This window comes from Ewingella allii (genome assembly GCF_044430645.1).
Taxonomy (GTDB): domain Bacteria; phylum Pseudomonadota; class Gammaproteobacteria; order Enterobacterales; family Enterobacteriaceae; genus Ewingella; species Ewingella allii.
On sequence record NZ_JAWUDN010000005.1, the window covers coordinates 79139 to 97747 of the forward strand.

The following is an 18609-nucleotide window of genomic DNA, read 5'->3' on the forward strand; positions in this document are numbered from 1 at the left end:
ATCAAGGGTCTTTTCATTGAGTGCAGCTTATTGGAGATGTCGCTCTAATGTTAAAATATGGACTTCTATTAATCCGTATTTCAGGCGTTCCTCTTAGCTCTAACCATGAAATTCACGAGCAGCCCTTATAGGCTGTAAGCATTTTAAAATGGGGCCTTTCTGTTGATTGCCAGAGGTCCCCGATAAGTGTTTCACGTTCATCCCAAAACTGAATGCTAATTATTTTCTTTTAGGTATTTTATGCGCTCATTCGTTTTATCAAGAAGACATTGAGTGTGTATACTTTGATATCCAGTTCCAGTCTGGGATTCGTATGTTTCATAATCACAGCTTGCATCCCTAAATCTGATCCATATTTGTTGGGATTTTTTCAGGAACATATCTTTCGATAAGGCTTGCCCATAAAAATCACCACCTTCTTTTTTATACTTCTGCATTTCGGTACTATACAATTCGTTTAACTCATGGTCTGCTTGTGTATATTTTCTTTTAATATCAAGATAATTTGACTCCTCATCCTTAGATGTTGCATGTGCAATAAAAGATACAATTAATAGTGAAAATATCATTTTCTTAGAAATTAACATTATAAATACCCCTTCCTGGAATTAAAACGCTCAACTGGAACACCAAAATTTTCCTTCCAATATAAATTAGAAATGTTCTCTTTGAAATGACCTCTCCCTGCGGTTAAGTCCTTCATGAAGTATCGTCTTGTACGCGGAGAGTTGTCTCCTCTGAACGTCAAGTCTACTAACACATCCTGTAAGTCCTGTTCGAGCGTATCGATATTGGCAGTGAATCTGACATTGTCGATTTCAGCGCCATTGGCTATGACTCTCTTTGTAACCTCATACTGATGTTCATAGACAGCGTTGAAAAGATAATGCTGTTGTTTTCGTGTAAGATATTGCTCGCCCTTAGATACGTATTGATCTATGTCGTTGCAATAACTTAAGGCTTCCGGCCCTTTCTTACCTACACTCCCCAACAGCCATTGTTTTAAATTGGCAGATAATGGATTTGTATGTTGTTCCATTTTTATAAAAAGATTCTTTACATAGGTTTCAGATTGCTGCCCAAGATCCAAGCCTCGTCCGAATGTAACTCCAGATGCACCAATGACGATGCCTTTATTATTTGGAACATGTGGGTGGCGTGAAAAATAAATACTATTCTCTATATCATTTCCCTCTGAGTTAAAAGTCAATTGCCCTTTGGGAACGTGCAACCATTTGAAATCCATTTCATCATCGCTACTAATCGCATCCAAAAAAACCAAAGGATGCATGTGCCACAGTGCCTCTGCGCTTCGAATTTCCGGCACCTCTTTCATCCATACCAGTGCGTTGATATGCGCGTGATTGTACTGTGCGATCGCGGGATAACGTTTCGACAACTCTGCCAGCCTCGGCCGCCATAGCGCGGAGTCCGCGTCGTGCAACCATTCGCTATGGTGCTTCACCAACAGTCGCTGCACGATGTCACGGCACCAGCTTTCACGACAGTGTAAACCACGCCATATCTCGTACCCGGACAGTTTCTGGTCCCCGTCTAAGTCCCACTTGCGCAGCCGTGTCTGGTAGTACTCCGTCAGGCTCAGCGAATACATCCCATTCTGCTTCGTCGAATGCACTTCAAGCTTTCCATAAACGTCACGCAGCCAGCTTTCCTGAAATCCTTTAGTGACGTCCGTCGGCGGCTCCTCCTGAACCAGCATGACAAAGCCCCGCGCAGACAAATCGTACTGTTCAACCTCCGTCACATCCGACGCAGGCAGCCAGCCGTTTTCCTGCTCAATGAAGTACCAGAGCTGGCCGTCAACCTCGGTCTTCTTCGCGTCAGTCAGTTTGGTAAATTGGCGGTCGCCGGTCTGGCGGGCCGAGTCTCCTTCCATCGCAACAAAGCGATTTTCTCGCTCGCGGTACCGCCACAGCGTTTTTCCCGCCTCTGACCTGAGCAGCTTCTCGCCCACACTCAGGCCCGCTTTGTTCTCCACAAAATCGGGGAAGCGGCTGTCCTGGCTAAATATCTCAAGGTGTGAAAACGCACAGGGCGCGACGCCCGGCGACTCATGGTTTCCGGCGTGGCCAATCTTTTCTCCCGCAGTCACGGCGATAAGGTCATCACCGGCCAGTGTTACCACCTGATTAAACACGTCCCGGGCTTTCGCCTTTTGCATCCAACCCGGAATGGTTGAAGGCTGACGTTTCAGGTATTTACCCAGTCCAGACACCCAGCCGGTTTCCCCCACCGCAAGCGACGAGTTTTTACCCGACGGGACGGAAATCACCCGGACAAATACAAAAGGAGAAGCGCGCCGCTTTAGGAAGAAACTGGCCTCCTCCAGTATTTCTACCTCGGCGCCGCGAGGCAGCGTGCCGCCGCTGTCGACGGGGGCGCCGTAGAGGGACAGATTCTCGCCAGACGCATTGACAGGATGGCCTGCGGGGATGCCGCCGCGCGCCCAGCTACCGTCCGTGCTGACCTGCCGGACCTTAAGGCTGCTTGCGGTGACCAAAGCAGGTCTATCACCGCCGTATTTTGACAGCGGAGAGAGCTGCATCCACAGGGTATAAAAGTCTAGCGCGTCCGCCGGTTTGTCAGCGTCGGGTGTGCAGGTCGATTTGATGAGGATGAATGTAGAGGTGAATTTCAACATTTTTGGCCCGCTAGGGGCTCTCAGGTAGTCGTCATTCAGCCGGTAGGCCACGATATGGCCGTCGGTCATGCTTCGAAAACCGGACGTTCCGGAAATGCTGTCTTTGAGGTGGATGCCGCCGTGCCAGTGACCTTCTGCTTTCGCCAGCCAGAACGTATCGCCGTTTGTTCCTTGCATTGCTTCCATCAGCGCGTGGGCTGACGCATACCCTTCCACGGGTAGTTCCGTTTTCATCACTCAATCCTTGAGGTAATTTGGTTGCCCCAGAATCATACTCGGCGCCATCTCAAACCAAAAAACTTTTTAAAGCTTGTTGTTCTACGCCATATAACCTCATTAGAGGGAGGGTCGAGGACATATCAGTAGTACCCAGCGCATTTCTGCCTCCCCAGACCGTAATTTTCTTTCAACCTTCCCCCTCGTAAACCGGTTCATTGACGGCGCTCGTACAGCTGGCCGCTTTTTGAACAGATTTTTTGCCGTCATCGAAAAATAAATTGTGATGAATGTCACATTTTAATAACAAAGCGACAAAGTAAAATTGTGATTTTAATCACATTTTAAGCGCGATAACGCGCAAAAATTATTCGTTGTACCTAAGTTTCAGGGGTGTTTTGTGATGAAAGTCACTAAAAAGTGGGGTGTGACGGGGTGGGCTGCGTGATCTTGCTCACGTAATGCGCAGCGTCTACGCGGTGCCATAATCACGTGGTAGAGTCCGCCTCGCAGACAGCAATTCGACGGACGGATTTTTAAAGCAGTGGCACGAAAACCGTATTAACCGTCACCGATAATTAACAGATATCACGCGCTCTTATTGTTAGCGCGTATCAATAGGGGTGCGTTTTATGTTTTCACCAGACGTTAAGGTCGGAGTTCAAAACTTTGGCCGCTTCCTGAGTAACATGGTGATGCCTAACATCGGGGCATTTATTGCCTGGGGTATCATCACGGCGCTGTTCATCCCAACGGGTTGGTTGCCTAACGAAACGTTAGCGAAGCTGGTTGGCCCGATGATCACTTACCTGCTGCCATTGTTGATCGGTTTCACCGGTGGACGTCTGGTTGGCGGCGACCGTGGCGGCGTGGTGGGTGCTATCACCACCATGGGCGTTATCGTCGGTGCAGACATGCCGATGTTCCTCGGTGCGATGATTGCAGGTCCGCTGGGCGGCTGGTGTATCAAGCGCTTTGACCGTCTGGTTGACGGCAAAATCAAAAGCGGCTTCGAGATGCTGGTTAACAACTTCTCAGCCGGTATCATCGGTATGCTGCTGGCGATCCTCGCCTTCTTAGCTATCGGCCCGCTGGTTGAAGCCTTGTCCAAAGTGTTGGCGGCTGGCGTGCACATCATGGTTATCCATAACCTGCTGCCACTGGCTTCTATCTTTGTTGAACCGGCGAAAATCCTGTTCCTCAACAACGCCATCAACCACGGTATCTTCTCTCCACTGGGTATCCAGCAGGCGACTGAAACCGGTAAATCAATCTTCTTCCTGATCGAAGCTAACCCAGGTCCGGGTATGGGCGTACTGATGGCCTATATGTTCTTCGGTCGCGGCAGCGCTAAACAGTCAGCCGGCGGCGCGGCAATCATCCATTTCTTCGGTGGTATTCACGAAATTTATTTCCCATACGTGCTGATGAACCCGCGCCTGCTGTTGGCGGTAATTCTGGGCGGTATGACTGGTGTGTTCACCCTGACCGTATTGAACGGCGGCCTGGTTTCTCCAGCGTCTCCGGGCTCTATCCTCGCGGTTCTGGCTATGACGCCAAAAGGCACTTACTTCGCTAACATCGCGGCAATCGTGGCGGCGTTCGCGGTCTCCTTCATCGTGTCTGCTTTCCTGCTGAAAACCAGCAAAGTGAAAGAGGGCGACGATCTGGACGAAGCCACTCGCCGCGTTCAAGACATGAAAGCACAGTCTAAAGGCGGCAAAGCTTCTACCGCTGGCGTGGCTGGTGACCTGTCTACCGTGCGTAAAATCATCGTGGCTTGTGACGCAGGTATGGGGTCAAGTGCCATGGGTGCAGGCGTGCTGCGTAAGAAAGTGCAGGATGCTGGCCTGACTAACATCAGCGTCACCAACAGCGCGATTAACAGCCTGCCGGACGACGTGGACTTGGTTATCACCCACCGTGACCTGACCGAACGTGCAATGCGCCAAGTGCCACACGCACAGCACATTTCACTGACTAACTTCCTCGACAGCGGCCTGTACACTGATCTGACTGCCCGTCTGGTTGAAGTGAATAAAACCAGCCAGTACAAAGAGAAAGTGAACACCACGCTGAGCGACAGCCTGGTGAGTGAGCAAGAGAACGAACACCTGTTCCGCCTGAGCGAAAGCAACATCTTCCTCGGCCTGCAGGCGAGCAATAAAGAAGACGCGATTCGCTTCGCCGGTGAGCAACTGGTGAAAGGCGGTTACGTTCAGCAGGAATACGTTGAAGCGATGCTGGCCCGTGAGCAGCTGACTTCCACTTACCTCGGCGAATCTATCGCAGTACCGCACGGTACTATCGAAGCGAAAGACCGCGTGCTGAAAACCGGTATCGTGTTCTGCCAGTACCCGGCGGGCATTCGCTGGGGCGATGACGAAGATGACTCAGCCCGTCTGGTTATTGGTATCGCGGCGCGTAATAATGAGCACATCAACGTGATCACCAAGCTGACCACGGCGCTGGATGAAGATGGCGTAATTGACCGTCTGGCCAACACCACCAGCGTGGAAGAGGTTCTGACCATCCTTCGCGGCTAATCAGCCAACAAGGGAAACGGTCGAGAGTATTACTAAGCGGGTCTTTCGAGACCCGCTTGTTGATTCGGACTCGAAGGAAATATTGTTATGAAAGCACTACATTTTGGCGCGGGCAATATTGGCCGTGGATTTATCGGTAAACTGTTGGCCGATGCGCAAGTTGAATTAACCTTCGCTGACGTCAGCCCTGTGCTGCTGGAAGCCTTGAACAGCCGTCATGGTTACGACGTGCACGTGGTTGGCGAGAAGGCCAGCGTCGAGCCAGTGAAAAACGTTAACGCGGTCAACAGCGCCGGTCAGGAAGCTATCGACCTGATCGCTAAAGTCGACTTGGTGACTACCGCCGTTGGCCCAACCGTGTTGGAAAAAATCGCTCCGAACGTGGCGAAAGGTCTGGTTCTACGTCACCAGCAGGGCAATGAGTCTCCGCTGAACATCATCGCCTGTGAAAACATGGTGCGCGGCACCAGCCAGTTCAAACAGCACGTGTTCAACGCACTGCCGGAAGATGAGAAAGCCTGGGTTGAAGCCCACGTCGGTTTCGTTGACTCCGCCGTTGACCGTATCGTGCCTCCGGCTGCGGCGGGCACCACCGATCCGCTGGAAGTGACGGTTGAAACCTTCAGCGAGTGGATTGTCGATCAGACCCAGTTCAAAGGCCCGTTGCCGACAATCGCCGGTATGGAGCCAACGGATAACCTGATGGCGTTCGTCGAGCGCAAGCTATTTACCCTGAACACCGGTCACGCGATCACCGCGTATCTCGGCCAGCAGGCAGGCCACGCGACGATCCGTGATGCGATTCTGGACGAGAAAATCCGTCTGGTCGTGCGCGGCGCGATGGAAGAGAGTGGTCAGGTGCTGATCAACCGCTACGGTTTTGACCCGGAAAAGCACTTCGCTTACATCGAAAAAATCATTACCCGCTTCGAAAATCCATATCTGCATGACGACGTTGAGCGCGTTGGCCGCCAGCCATTGCGTAAACTGAGCGCGGGCGATCGTTTAATCAAGCCACTGCTGGGTACACTGGAATATAATCTGCCACACAACAATTTGGTGATCGGTATCGCCGCCGCAATGCACTACCGCAGCGATGAAGATCAGCAAGCCAAAGAGTGGGCAGAGTTGCTGGAAAAAGTCGGTCCAAAAGCGGCGCTGGCCCAGGTTTCAGGCCTGCCAGAAGACGGCGAAGTTGTCGCGCAAGCCGTGAGCATCTACGAGAAAAAGCACTAATTTTCAAAAATTAATGCCCAAGTGATGGAGCTACAGCGGTTCGCGCCGTTGTAGCTTTAAGCACCACTGGGACTCACGGATGACTATGGACACATCAGAAGCCGTAATTCATGACGCGATTCGTAACGTAAGTAACTCGATGGAAAAAGCACAGGCGTTTGAAAACCGGGTACTGGAAAAACTGAACGCAGGCAAATCTGTGCGCAGCTTCTTGATGACTGCCGTAGAATTACTGGCTGAAGCGCTGGATATTCTGGTGATTCAAGTATTCCGCAAAGACGATTACGCGGTGAAATATGCCGTCGAGCCTTTATTGACCGGCAACGGCCCGCTGGGCGATCTGTCCGTCAGGCTCAAATTGATTTATGCGCTGGGCGTGATCAGCCGCCATGAATATGAAGACGCCGAGCTGCTAATGGCGCTGCGCGAAGAGTTAAATTATGACGGTGAAGACTATCGTTTTACCGACGATGAAATCCTTGGCCCCTTTGGCGAACTGCACTGCGTAGCCGCACTTCCTCCTGCGCCAACCTTCCTCAAACCCGGTGAAGCCGACGAATCCCTGATCGCCATGCAGCAGCAGCGCTATCAGCAAATTGTCCGTTCCACCATGGTGCTTTCCATTACTGGGCTGATTGCTCATATCAGCAATCAGCAGCCGTCGCGGCTCTCTCCCGTTCAGCGTTAATCCCTTTGTTACTTAGAAAACGCGCTAGTTAAAAGCATGGCGTAACTCGTCAAACATCAGCCAGACGGCGGTGATTGCCATCAGGCCGGCCATGATGCTGTTGAACAGTTTCAGCTTCCACGTCACCCGCAGGGCCTGGCGCAGACGGTCGCCCATCACCACCCAAACCAGAATGCACGGCAGGTTGATCAGCGCGAAACCGATACAAATCATCAAGGTATGGCTTAACAATGCCCCTTCGCGCGGGGTGAAGAGGATCGCCACATTGGTCGCCATCAGCCAGGCTTTGGGGTTCACCGCCTGAAACAGCGCGCCGTGGATCATCTTCATCGGTGCTTGCTCCGCACCTTCTCCCGGCGTGCCCGAGCGATAAATCTTCCACGACAACCAGAAGAGATAGGCGCAGCCCAACACCGCCATCGGCAGGCGGATCACCTGCATCCAATTGAGTAAAATCGCCAGAAGCGAGGTGGTCAGCGCGCATTGGATCACGCAGCCGAGGGTGATGCCGAGCATCATCGGCACGGTGCGGCGCAGGCCGAAATTCACGCCAGAGGCGGCGAGTAAAATGTTATTCGGGCCGGGCGTTATCGACATGACGGTGACGTAACTGACAAAAGCGGTGTCCAGCATAGGGCGTTCCTCGGGAAAAAATCTGTACCGCCAGAGTAAACAGTCAGTCAGTTAGGTAACAGAACCAAAAATAAGCTATTGTCATGGTTACAGTTTTACTAAAAATAAACTGTACTCATTCAATTTTGCGGAACTGACACCATGGCCGAGATGCTAACCCCTTTGATCGATGCAAACAGCGCGGGCGACACGCGCTACAACCTGTTGGCCGATAATCTGGCTGAGGCGATTCGGCGCGGCACCTTGCCCGCTGGCAGCCGTTTGCCTTCGGTGCGGCGCTCGGCCCAGACCTATTCGGTCAGCATTAATACCGTGGTGGCGGCCTATCGCCGGTTGGAAGATCGCGGACTGATTGAAGCGCGGCCGCAGTCGGGATTCTACGTGCGCACGGCGCTCCCGGCCCTCGAGGTGCGGCACTTGCCCCACGGGCCAGCGGCGGAGCCAGCCGACAACGTGCTGGACCTGATTGACACCGTGTTTGCCGCGCAAATCAACCCGGCCTACACCAATCTCTCGCTGGCTTGCCCGCAGGCCAACGACTTCTACCCCGGCGCGAAACTGGGGCGCATCATGTCCTCGCTGCTGCGCCGCCAGCCACACTTGATTGGCCAGTACGCGCTGCCGCCCGGGAATCTGCCGCTGCGCCAGCAAATCGCCCGGCGCTCGCTGGCTCTGGGCATGATGCTGGAAGCCGCCGACATCACTCTGACCCACGGCTGTATGGAAGCGCTGCAACTGGCGCTGCGCGTCACCACCCAGCCGGGCGACAGCGTCGGGCTGGAGACGCCGACCTACTTCTATTTGCTGCCGCTGCTGGCGAGCCTTGGGCTGAAAGCGGTGGAAATCCCTACCGATCCGCAGACCGGCCTGTCTCTCGACGCCCTCGAATTGATGCTCAATGAGAAGCGGCTAAACGCGGTGATTGCCATGCCAACCGCGCAAAACCCGATGGGCTTCACCATGCCGCTGGCGGCGAAAAAACGGCTGGCGCGCCTGATGAACGATCATCGCGTGCCGCTGATAGAAGACGGACTGTATGCCGAAATTCAGTTTAGCGACGCGCTCTCTCCGGCGGTGAAATCCTTCGACAAGTACGGCTGGGTGCTGTTTTGCACCAGCTTCACCAAGACGCTGGCCCCCGATTTTCGCATTGGCTGGATTGCGGGCGGGCGCTTTGCCGACAAACTGCGCAAGCTGAAGGCGGTGTCGTCGATGACCGAGTCCTCTTTGCTGTCGCAAACGCTGGCGGTGTTCCTCGAGTCAGGGGGTTACGACCACCATCTGCGCAGTTTACGCCGCCGCTATGAGGCGCAGGTGGACGAAGCGCGAGCGCTGATTGCAAAATACTTCCCGCAGGGAACTCGCTCCACGCGGCCGATGGGCGGTTTTGTGTTTTGGGTAGATTTCCCGGCGGGCGTGGATACCGTGGCGCTCTTTAAGCAGCTGATTGAAGAGAAAATCTGCCTGACGCCCGGCACGCTTTACTCGCCGAGCGGGCGCTACAGCAATGGCCTGCGGCTCTCATGCTGTTACCCTTTCGACGTGCGTTACACCGCCGCGCTGGCGCGCCTGGGGCAGCGAGCCTGTGAGATGAGCGGCCTGCCGCCGGGGCTGGCGGAAACTACCGATGATGCGCGGGCTGATGAAACCCGCACTTCCTGATACACTAGCGGCTATTGTCTTTAGCAACATCGTGCCCGCTGCGGCACCTACGGGTCGAAAATACTATGAAAGAAGTCGAAAAAGCCGAAATCAAACGCCTCAGTGACATGCTGGACGCGTTGAACCACAAAGATGCGACCGTTATCCAACAGGGTAACGCTGAGCTGATTGCCAAGCATGAAGAAGAGAAAGAGAAGCTGGCGGCCGAAATCGCTCGCCTGAAAGACGTGCGCGTTAAGAAGCTGAGCAAAGAAGCGCAAAAGCTGGAAACGCTGCCATTTAGCCGCGAAATCACTAAGAAAGAGCAGGCCGACATGGGCACGCTGAAGAAAACCGTGCGTGGCATCGTGGTGGTTCACCCGATGACCGCGCTGGGCCGCGAAATGGGCCTGAAAGTGGTGACCGGTTACGCCAAAAAAGCCTTCTAAGCCGCGAATCTCCTCCCTGCATCGCGCAGGGAGGAGCTAAAATCATTTACCCGCCGAACCAAACAACCTTCTGCCAAAATCCTCAATCTTGCGATTAATCAGCCGCATCTGCATGGTTTTATTCCAGCTGGCGGACAGCCCCGCTGCGTTCATTAATCGGCGATACTGCTCTTCGTCGAAAGGCATGTTGAAAGCGATGGAAATCGCCTCAGCCACCGACACGTCGCTGTTGCGGGTCATCAATTCAAAGGGTTTATCTCCGCTCACGCTGCCAGTGGCGATCACGCGGTAGAGCCAGCCGCATTTGCCGGTGTCTTGTAACACCTGCGACATCTGCGGGCAGTGCAAAAAGGTATTGAGCTTGTAGCAGGGGGATCGCGGCTGAGTGACCTGAATCAGCGCATCGCCCCAACGGAAAATATCGCCGATGAAGACGTTAGCTTCGGTCAGGCCGAGGGTGGATAAATTTTCCCCAAAGGCGGGCGGATGGAAACGCTCTTCCTGCTCGGGAAAGTGCTGGCGCAGCCACGCATAGTGCTCGCGGGGGAAGTGGCATAAGGCGCGATCTGGCCCGCCGTGGTAGCTGCTTTCGGCCTGCTCGTCACCTTCTAACCCTAGCGCTTTGAGCTGTAAAATACCGTCTACCTGCCGTTTGCCGATGGCGCTCGGTCTGTCATTCTCATAGGGTTTGACCGCGCCGATATACACGTCCGGGTAATGCATAAAAACCTCCTGTCATGTCGTTGCCCTGGTGCTTCAGCATACCCCGCAATTGCCCGGCTAAACAGGCGAAAAAAAATGCGCCCGGCTGGGCGCATTTCACGGGGAGGGTAACAGGCTTAGAAGGTTTCCCAATTATCCTGACTGACCCCCGCCGGGCGCGGCAGCAGCGGGGAGTGCAACTTTGGCGCGCGCGCAGTTACGGCTGACGTCTTGCTGTCACTGTCCGACAGGCGGAACACCGACACGGCCTCGGTCAGCAGGCGCGACTGCTCTTCGAGAGAATCAGCGGCGGCGGCGGACTGCTCAACCAGGGCGGCGTTCTGCTGGGTGGTGCTGTCCATCTCGACAATCGCTTGCGAGATCTGCGTGATGCCGCGGCTCTGCTCGTCAGACGCCGAGGCAATTTCGCCCATAATGTCGCGCACGTTGGTCACCGACTGCACGATGTCCTGCATGGTGCGACCGGTGCTTTCCACCAATTTAGCCCCGGTATTCACCCGCTCGACCGACTCGGCAATCAGCCCTTCAATCTCTTTGGCGGCCTGCGCGCTGCGCTGGGCCAGCGTGCGCACTTCGGAAGCCACCACCGAGAAGCCGCGTCCTTGCTCACCGGCGCGGGCAGCTTCCACCGCCGCGTTCAGCGCCAAAATGTTGGTCTGGAAGGCGATGCCGTTGATCACGGAGGTTATCTCGGCGATGCGCTTGGAGCTGCTGGAGATCTGCTGCATGGTGAGCACCACGTCGCCGACCTGCTTGCCGCCGAGGGTGGCGGTTTGGGAGGCATCAGAGGCCAGTTTGCTGGCATGGTGGGCGTTCTCGGCGTTTTGTTTCACTGTCGAACTGAGCTGCTCCATGCTGGCGGCGGTCTCTTCCACTGCCGCCGCCTGCTGCTCGGTGCGCGAGGATAAATCAGTATTCCCTGCTGCAATTTCCGCCGCCGCGTGGGACACCTGACCGACGCCCGTACGAATTTCATAAATCATTTTGCGCAGGTTCTGGCTCATTCCGGCCACGGCGTTCATCAACATGCCCAGCTCGTCGCGGCGGGCGGTAGGCTGCGCCGCCGTGAGATCCCCCTTGGCAATCAGCTCGGCGGTGGCCAGCGTGGCACGCAGCGGATGGGTTAACTGGCGGGTGATGTGCCACGAGAACAGGGTGCCGATAACCAGCACCGCCAGCGTAATAATACCCATCAGCATCAGCGCTTTGTTGATGTCGGCGTGGGTGCTCTCCAGCTCGTTTTTGAATATATCCGCCACTAAGGAGTTCATATCATTGGCTTTTACCGCCAAGATCTGCGAGGCCGCCTTCTCGCGCTCGACGGCAGGCAGGTAAGCCACGACGTGTGATTTATAGCTCGCCAGCGCGTTCATCAGCGGCGCCAGCGTCTCTTGCTGGTTTGGCAACAGCAGGGCGTTGAGCTTGGTAGCATTGGCCTTGGTATCGTCAATTGCCTGCAATAATGGCGCTTCTGACGCCTGAGTTGGGCTGAGCAGCAGGCCGCGAACGTAATAGCGGATGCTGATCAGCTTCTGAATCACTTCAGAAAGCGACATGCGAATCGACGGATCTACATCTTCTACCCGCAGCTGTTCTTGTAAGCGTTTGAGGATGTCTTCAGTGTCCGACAGGTTCCAGCTCTTGCGCACCGCGTCTTTTTCATCCACCGCGTGCTTGAAAGCCGTCTGCGCCTGTTTGTATTCCTTAATTTTTACCGGCACCTGATCCAAATTGGCTAGGTTTCTTGGCTCCCAGCTCATCCTGCCTTTGGACTCATCCAACAGTTGCTCAACCTGCGCGATGAGCTGCTGGTTTTTCTCCAGATAAACGGGGTCGTAATTGAGTTGATATAAAGTGCGATTGATGCGTGCGTCGTGTAGTAACGTATTAATTTTGTTACTGAAATCGACCTTATCGGCCCGCTGGTCGATGCTTTTAAACTTGATCATGCCGACGGCGGAAATCACCACGGCAATCAGCAAAATAAACCCCAGACCTAACCCGAGCTTGGTGCCGACTTTTAGGTTATCAATGCGCTGTACTAAACCGATTCCCATAACTATTTTCCCCCAACGTCCATGCTTAAAAAGAGATGCCTTTGTGATGGGTCTATCGGAATGACTTAAGCCAAACTTTAGGGGGATGGGGCAGGATATTTAAGAAGTGCGAGCAAGGTCTGAAAATTGAGAGAAAAGGCTGCAATAAGGGGGCGAAAAATGGGCGTAAAAAAGGCGGGGAAGCCCCCGCCTGATGTGCGTTGCTGAACCCCTAGGGGCGCGAAATTATTTCGCTTCAGCCAGGCGTTTTGCTGCTTCGTCCCAGTTCACAACGTCCCAGAATGCTTTGATGTAGTCAGGGCGTTTGTTCTGATATTTCAGGTAGTAAGCGTGTTCCCAAACGTCCAGACCCAGCAGAGGGTAGCCAGATGCGCCAGAGATTGCTTCACCCATCAGCGGGCTGTCTTGGTTAGCAGTAGAAACTACCGCCAGTTTACCGTCGGTTTTCAGCACCAGCCACGCCCAGCCTGAGCCGAAACGAGTAGTTGCTGCTTTCTCGAAGGTTTCTTTGAAAGCGTCAACGCTGCCGAAGTCACGTTCGATTGCCGCTTTCAGGTCGCCCTGCAGGGTGGTACCGGTTTTCAGGCCTTTCCAGAACAGGCTGTGGTTAGCGTGGCCGCCTGCGTTGTTGCGCAGAGCAACTTTCTTGTCAGCTGGCACTTTGTCCAGGTTGGCAATCAGTTCTTCAACAGACAGTTTTGCCAGTTCTGGCAGGCTTTCCAGCGCAGCGTTAGCGTTGTTAACGTAGGTCTGGTGGTGTTTAGTGTGATGGATTTCCATCGTTTGTTTGTCGAAATGCGGTTCGAGTGCGTCGTATGCGTAAGGCAGTGATGGCAGTGAATAACTCATGTTCATCGTCTCCATAGTGTAGGGCGGCACCGTCATTGTGAGCACCGCGTAATCAGTGGGATCATTATAGTTAATTAAATGATATTGAAAATGATTATCTATGCTCCGCACTTTGTGCGGGTATTCTCTCAGGCCCGTCAGGCGGGGCTTTCGGCCGCCCTTAGAGCAAGTACAAATAAGCTGGTAATAAACAATCTAACGCTGAATTGAGAGCAATCCGACGCGCTTAGCCTCTCAACCTCTGTGGATGAGTATAGACCGTCGCCCGCCCCGGCTTGCTGAAGCCGACCAGCGTCAGGTTACAGCGTTCGGCGACATCCACCGCCAGTTGCGTGGCGGCGGAGACGGCAAACAGAATTTCGACACCGCACATTGCGGCTTTCTGCACCATTTCATAGCTGGCGCGGCTCGATACCAGCGCCGCGCCCTGATGCCAGTCGGCTTTCTTGGCCCGCACGCCGAGGATTTTATCCAGCGCGACGTGGCGGCCGACGTCTTCACAGCCGCCGAGCAGTTCGCCCTGTGGGCTAATCCATGCTCCGGCGTGAGTGCAGCCGGTGAGCTGGCCGATGGTTTGCACCGATTTCAACTGGCTCAGCGCCTGATCTAACAGCGCTAAATCAAAGGCTTGAGTAAAAGGCAGCGGCTTGAGCGGGCGGAACAGATCGCCGAGTTGCTCAATGCCACACACGCCGCAGCCGGTGCGTCCGGCCATCGCGCGGCGGCGCTCTTTTAAACCGCTAAAACGTCGGGTTGATAACTCGATGTTAACTTCGATGCCATTGCAGTTGGATGACACATCCATACCGTAAATGTCAGAGACGGATTCGATAATGCCTTCTGATAAAGAAAATCCGAGCGCGAAGGCGTCGAGATCTTTTGGCGAAGCCATCATCACCACGTGAGAAATACCGTTGTAGACCAGTGCTACCGGCACTTCTTCGGCGATCCAGTCATCCTCTGGCGCATCCAGATGCCCGCGCTGCATCACCGGCTTGCGGGTTGCCCCGACAATCGACGTCAGGGTCTGATCGTCTTTTTCGTCAGAAGGGTTCTGGCGCAGAACATCCATCGAAATAACCTTTTAAACACTACGAAATTTAAACAATATTTTAACGCTTCGCTTCTCAGAGGGGAAAGCCTGATTGCGCAAAACCGAGGCTGACGCGGCAGAAAGGCATTTTTGGTGTAGGACGCGTGAAGGGCAATTCTTAAAAATGGCGCTTTGCGCGGCGTAGCTTGGTAAAGCGGGGCTTGGCTGCTAGCTTTAAAATAGGTCTTAACGCGGGAGAATATGATGAAGCTAGTCGGCAGCTACACCAGTCCATACGTGCGTAAAATCTCAGTCATGCTGCTGGAAAAGGGCATTCCTTTTGAGTTTGTGAATGACCCACCGAGCGAGCCGGGCAACAAAATCACCGACTACAATCCGCTGGGCAAAGTGCCCGCGCTGGTCACTGACGAAGGCGAGGTGTTTTACGATTCGCCGATCATCGTGCAGTTTATCGAGTTGCAGAATGCTTCCCCTACGCTGCTGCCCTGGCAGCCGCTGGAGGCATTGCGGGTTAAACAGATTGAGGCGCTGGCCGATGGCGTGACCGACGCCGCCGTGGCGCTGGTGTTAGAAAGCAAGCGCGACGCCGACAAGCGCAATGAAGAGTGGGTGGTAAGACAGCGCGCCAAGGTGCTGCGCGGCCTCGACACCTTAGAGCAGCATGCCGCAAATCGCACTTTGTTGAATGGCGAAAGCCTGAACGTGGCGGATATCGCCGTCGCCTGCGCACTGGGATATATCAACTATCGACGCGTGGCTCCCGGCTGGTGCGTCGAGCGCCCGAAGCTGGTTTCGCTGGTAGAGCGCCTGTTCCAGCGCGAAAGCTTTTCCCGCACCGCGCCGCCTTAATCTAGCTCTTTCTTGCCGATCTATCCCCCTTTGAGCATCTCGTGCGCCTCCGGCTGAAAAGTTGTGAGGCTGCTCGAAGAGTTCCCTTTACATCCCGCCACTAATTTCCTGACTGCCTACGCTTTATACAGCATTCTGCGTTTTACTCTCGTTCAAGGCAGCATAAAGGAGATTCACCATGGCTTATGACAAGACCCCGCACGCCGTAAAACCCGAAGAGTATGGTTTCCCGCTGAAACTGAAAAAACGTTATGACAACTTTATCGGCGGCGAGTGGGTCGCGCCGGTGAAGGGCGAATACTATTCCAACCTGACGCCAATTACCGGCGAGGCGCTGTGCGAAGTGGCCAGCTCCAGCAAAGATGATATTGAACTGGCGCTGGACGCCGCCCACGCCGCCAAAGCCGCATGGGGCAAGACTTCAGTGCAGGAGCGCGCCAATCTGCTGCTCAAAGTCGCTGACCGTATGGAGCAAAATCTCGAGCTGCTGGCCAATGCCGAAACCTGGGATAACGGTAAGCCGATCCGCGAAACCTCGGGTGCCGACGTGCCGCTGGCTATCGACCATTTCCGCTATTTCGCCTCTTGCGTACGCGCGCAGGAAGGCGGCATCAGTGAAATCGACAGCGAAACCGTGGCTTACCATTTCCACGAGCCGCTGGGCGTGGTGGCGCAGATCATTCCGTGGAACTTCCCCCTGCTGATGGCCTGCTGGAAGATGGCACCGGCGCTGGCGGCGGGTAACTGCATTGTGATGAAACCTGCCAAGCTGACCCCGCTTTCCGTGCTGCTGCTGATGGATCTGCTGAAAGACATTCTGCCCGCTGGAGTCATCAACGTGGTTAACGGCGCGGGGGGCGAGATTGGCGAATATCTGGCGACGTCTAAACGCATCGCCAAAGTGGCCTTTACCGGCTCCACCGAAGTGGGCCAGCAGATTGCCGGATACGCCGCGCAAAACCTGATCCCCGCCACGCTGGAGCTGGGCGGCAAGTCGCCGAACATCTTCTTTGCGGACGTAATGGACAAAGAAGACAGCTTCTTCGACAAGGCGCTGGAGGGCTTCACCCTGTTTGCCTTCAACCAGGGCGAGGTCTGTACCTGCCCGAGCCGCGCCTTGGTGCAAGAGTCAATTTACGAACGCTTTATGGAAAGGGCGATCAAGCGCGTGGAGGCTATTCGCACCGGCAACCCGCTGGACGCGGATACCCAGATGGGCGCGCAGGTGTCGGCGGGCCAGATGAAAACCATTCTGGACTATATCGAAATCGGCAAGAAAGAGGGCGCTCAGGTACTGACCGGCGGTGCACGCAAGAAACTGGAAGGCTCGCTCAATGAGGGTTATTACCTGCAACCGACCATCTTGCTGGGTAAAAACAACATGCGCGTGTTCCAGGAGGAGATCTTTGGGCCAGTGCTGGCCGTCACAACCTTTAAAGACATGGACGAGGCGCTGGAGATTGCCAACGATACGGCTTACGGGCTGGGAGCTGGGGTGTGGAGCCGCGACGGCAGCGTGGCCTACCACATGGGGCGGAACTTGCAGGCGGGGCGCGTGTGGACCAACTGTTACCATGCCTATCCGGCCCACGCGGCCTTCGGCGGCTATAAACAGTCGGGCATCGGGCGCGAAACCCACAAGATGATGTTGGACCACTATCAGCAGACCAAGTGCCTGCTGGTCAGCTATTCCGATAAGCCGATGGGTCTGTTTTAAGCATAAAAAGAAGGTCCGCTATTGCGGACCTTTTTCTGCTACACCACGCTGTTCGGTGCGACGAACACCTGACGGCGGCGGATAAACACGGCCACTAAGGCTAACCAGCACAGTCCGCTTATCAGGTTGAAAAGGTTAAATAAACCACTTCCACCCTCGACGTAAGCCACTTTCGCCAGCTCAATGCCCAGCGTAAACACCGCCATGCTGATCATCCCCATCGCGGCGGATACCGTGCCTTTGCTCATGGTGCTGGAGAACAGCGTTAAGCGATATAAGCCGGCGTTAGCCACCCCTATGCCGAAGGCGTAGAGGCTCAGCCCTGCGGTCATCCAGAAGTAGGCGTGGCCCGACAGCAGGGTGGCCGCCGCGGCAATAATCAGTCCGACTACCATGGGTCCGGCACCCAGCTTGATTAACTGCTCGACGCTGCGTTTGCCAGTCAGCTTCGCCAGCGTGATATTACCGATGATGAGCGCGCCGAAAATCGGCACCTGCAACAGGCCGTATTCGAACGGTGGCAGGCCTTCGCCGCTGATCAGAATCACCGGAGATTGGGCAATCCACGCCAGCAGCGGCAGGCTGGCAAAGCCAATGGCGAGCGCGCCGCACAGGAACTGACGGTTTTTCAGCACCTCTTTATAGTCTTTCCACAGGCTCTTCATGGAGAAGCTTTCGCCCAGGCGCGATGCGGTTTCCGGCATTGATTTCCACAGGCCCCAGAAGGCAATGGCGGCCAGCAGGGCGAACAGCACGAACATGGTTTCCCAAGGCGCGAACTGCACCAGCGCGGCTCCGGCCAGCGGCCCGAGTAGCGGCGCTATCAGCGCGACGTTAGCCATCATGGCGGTGATTTTGATGCACACCGACTCTTCGAAAGATTCCTGAATCGCTGCATACCCCACCGCGCCGATAAAGCACAGGCTAATCCCCTGCAAAAAGCGCATCACCATAAATTGCTCGATGCTTTGGGCGAACAAAATCGCCAGACAGGTTACGATGAAGAAACCGACCCCGGCCAGCATCACCGGCCGACGCCCACGGCGATCCGACAGCGGCCCGAGCAGCCATTGCAGGAACATGCCGCCAGCTAAATAGGCGGTCATCGAGGTTGGAACCCACTCTTCGCCAGCGTTAAAATTCGCCACCACGGCCAGCATGCCGGGTTGGATCATATCGTTGCCGATATAAGTGGCGAATTCAAAAAGCACCAGACAAAGCGGGAACAGAAGCGCCCGCCGATCCAAAAGGGACGCGGTATTTGGAGAGTTATGCATGTTGTTATTTCA

Annotated in this window: 15 protein-coding genes; 7 read left to right on the forward strand and 8 right to left on the reverse strand. The window is 54.7% G+C overall.

Translation table 11 applies throughout. The annotated features are described in order from the left end of the window. Positions 1 to 215: 215 nt before the first annotated feature. Together SBO83_RS12770 and SBO83_RS12775 are read right to left on the reverse strand one after the other, a co-directional pair. A complete protein-coding gene (locus SBO83_RS12770; RefSeq protein WP_396131765.1) occupies positions 216 to 587 on the reverse strand; it encodes a lysozyme inhibitor LprI family protein in 372 nt (123 codons plus the stop codon). Further along, on the reverse strand, positions 587 to 2896 hold the full coding sequence (locus tag SBO83_RS12775) for a pesticin C-terminus-like muramidase (RefSeq protein ID WP_396131766.1): 2310 nt from the start codon (positions 2894 to 2896) through the stop codon (positions 587 to 589). The genes SBO83_RS12770 and SBO83_RS12775 overlap by 1 nt, the downstream gene beginning before the upstream one ends. A 614-nt stretch (positions 2897 to 3510) precedes the next feature. On the opposite strand from SBO83_RS12775, the gene SBO83_RS12780 reads away from it, so the two are divergent. The 3 genes from SBO83_RS12780 (at position 3511) to SBO83_RS12790 (ending at position 7348) form a co-directional block, all read left to right on the forward strand. After that, on the forward strand, positions 3511 to 5424 hold the full coding sequence (locus SBO83_RS12780) for a PTS mannitol transporter subunit IICBA (protein ID WP_353503741.1): 1914 nt from the start codon (positions 3511 to 3513) through the stop codon (positions 5422 to 5424). Positions 5425 to 5511: 87 nt separating this feature from the next. After that, complete coding sequence (locus SBO83_RS12785; RefSeq protein ID WP_396131767.1) at positions 5512 to 6660, forward strand: mannitol-1-phosphate 5-dehydrogenase; 1149 nt, start codon at positions 5512 to 5514, stop codon at positions 6658 to 6660. Positions 6661 to 6799: 139 nt separating this feature from the next. Beyond that, complete coding sequence (locus tag SBO83_RS12790; protein ID WP_034794420.1) at positions 6800 to 7348, forward strand: MltR family transcriptional regulator; 549 nt, start codon at positions 6800 to 6802, stop codon at positions 7346 to 7348. 24 nt (positions 7349 to 7372) lie between these two features. Here SBO83_RS12790 and SBO83_RS12795 read toward each other — a convergent pair whose 3' ends face one another. Next, positions 7373 to 7981: a LysE family transporter gene (locus SBO83_RS12795; RefSeq protein ID WP_396131768.1), complete on the reverse strand. Its 609-nt coding sequence runs from the start codon at positions 7979 to 7981 to the stop codon at positions 7373 to 7375. A gap of 150 nt (positions 7982 to 8131) precedes the next feature. Between SBO83_RS12795 and SBO83_RS12800 the strand changes: the two genes are divergently transcribed. Both SBO83_RS12800 and SBO83_RS12805 read left to right on the forward strand, forming a co-directional pair. Further along, positions 8132 to 9643, forward strand: coding sequence for an aminotransferase class I/II-fold pyridoxal phosphate-dependent enzyme (locus tag SBO83_RS12800; protein ID WP_396131918.1), 1512 nt, complete (start codon positions 8132 to 8134; stop codon positions 9641 to 9643). A 65-nt stretch (positions 9644 to 9708) separates the two neighbouring features. Next, a complete protein-coding gene (locus SBO83_RS12805) occupies positions 9709 to 10071 on the forward strand; it encodes a YibL family ribosome-associated protein (RefSeq protein ID WP_034794235.1) in 363 nt (120 codons plus the stop codon). A gap of 42 nt (positions 10072 to 10113) precedes the next feature. Here the strand turns inward: SBO83_RS12805 and yiiM are convergent, their stop codons facing one another. The 4 genes from yiiM to fdhD all read right to left on the reverse strand — a co-directional run bounded on the left by yiiM (position 10114) and on the right by fdhD (position 14772). Continuing rightward, positions 10114 to 10794 (reverse strand): 6-hydroxyaminopurine reductase, encoded by a 681-nt coding sequence (gene yiiM / locus SBO83_RS12810; RefSeq protein WP_396131769.1) that lies wholly within the window; start codon positions 10792 to 10794, stop codon positions 10114 to 10116. Between the two features lie 116 nt (positions 10795 to 10910). Beyond that, entirely contained in the window at positions 10911 to 12851 is a 1941-nt protein-coding gene (locus tag SBO83_RS12815) for a methyl-accepting chemotaxis protein (protein WP_396131770.1), read from the reverse strand. A 225-nt stretch (positions 12852 to 13076) separates the two neighbouring features. After that, positions 13077 to 13700: a superoxide dismutase [Mn] gene (gene sodA / locus SBO83_RS12820; protein WP_034794232.1), complete on the reverse strand. Its 624-nt coding sequence runs from the start codon at positions 13698 to 13700 to the stop codon at positions 13077 to 13079. Between the two features lie 226 nt (positions 13701 to 13926). Further along, positions 13927 to 14772 carry a formate dehydrogenase accessory sulfurtransferase FdhD gene (fdhD, locus tag SBO83_RS12825; RefSeq protein WP_396131771.1) on the reverse strand — a complete coding sequence of 282 codons (846 nt, stop codon included), beginning with the start codon at positions 14770 to 14772 and terminating at the stop codon, positions 13927 to 13929. 225 nt (positions 14773 to 14997) lie between these two features. Between fdhD and SBO83_RS12830 the strand changes: the two genes are divergently transcribed. Both SBO83_RS12830 and exaC read left to right on the forward strand, forming a co-directional pair. Further along, on the forward strand, positions 14998 to 15603 hold the full coding sequence (locus tag SBO83_RS12830) for a glutathione S-transferase (protein ID WP_396131919.1): 606 nt from the start codon (positions 14998 to 15000) through the stop codon (positions 15601 to 15603). Positions 15604 to 15781: 178 nt separating this feature from the next. Next, positions 15782 to 17320 carry an acetaldehyde dehydrogenase ExaC gene (exaC, locus tag SBO83_RS12835; RefSeq protein WP_353503731.1) on the forward strand — a complete coding sequence of 513 codons (1539 nt, stop codon included), beginning with the start codon at positions 15782 to 15784 and terminating at the stop codon, positions 17318 to 17320. Between the two features lie 38 nt (positions 17321 to 17358). Here exaC and SBO83_RS12840 read toward each other — a convergent pair whose 3' ends face one another. Then, on the reverse strand, positions 17359 to 18597 hold the full coding sequence (locus tag SBO83_RS12840) for an MFS transporter (protein WP_353503730.1): 1239 nt from the start codon (positions 18595 to 18597) through the stop codon (positions 17359 to 17361). Positions 18598 to 18609 lie beyond the last annotated feature (12 nt).